This is a genomic window from Vibrio makurazakiensis, assembly GCF_050337375.1.
GTDB lineage: Bacteria > Pseudomonadota > Gammaproteobacteria > Enterobacterales > Vibrionaceae > Vibrio > Vibrio makurazakiensis.
In genome coordinates this window covers 1-697 of sequence record NZ_JAKJSW010000485.1, presented here as the reverse complement: position 1 = coordinate 697, position 697 = coordinate 1, and the positions used below count along the sequence as shown (strand labels likewise).

The 697-nt window shown below is 39.6% G+C and carries 1 protein-coding gene; it reads left to right on the top strand.

All coding sequences use genetic code 11. The features are described from left to right. Positions 1–571 (top strand): endonuclease/exonuclease/phosphatase family protein (locus tag L4C33_RS22675; RefSeq protein ID WP_428814606.1); only part of this gene is annotated, 571 nt, incomplete at its 5' end. Between the last annotated feature and the right edge of the window lie 126 nt (positions 572–697).

Below are 697 nucleotides of genomic sequence, written 5' to 3'. Positions count from 1 at the left end.
GGACATTAATCAATATACAGGGTTCGCTGTCCGTAAAAGTATTCCGTTCGCTAATATGCCGGATCTTCGTATCAATAAAGGTAATCACAGCAAACTACGGTTCGCGACCTACATTACAGTTCAACGTCCGCCTTTGCCTGAACTTCATATACTCAATGTTCATTTGAAAGCAGGATGTTCAGGCCGTTACAAAAACTCAAACAACTGTAAGGTTCTTAAAGAACAAGGCGAGAATATTAAAAAATGGATAGATGATAGAGAAAGGCTGGATAACAGCTATATCGTGCTTGGGGATTTTAACCATAACATGAGCTACCCTGGTGACTGGCTATGGAAGAGCATCTCTAGTAACAACAGTGCGGTTCTCACGACAAGAGATGTACAAGCTCGATGTAAAGTTCGTTCGCGTAACAACAAAAACAAGACGCATCAATTTCGTAATTTGATTGACCACATAATCTCGAGTGACGATTTAAAAACTAAAGAGACAGCACAGCACATTTTCGATACAGAAGATGTACTGAGCTATAAACTTAGTGATCATTGCCCTGTCAGTACCCAAGTTTTTTAACTTGGAGCCATATCTTTAAATATAAACAGGTTAGCTAATCGATGCTTGTCTGGGACGTGCTTTGCTAGTGAATGTAGCGAAGCTCATCCCTACTAACATGCTTAACGTAAATACAATAATCGGTAA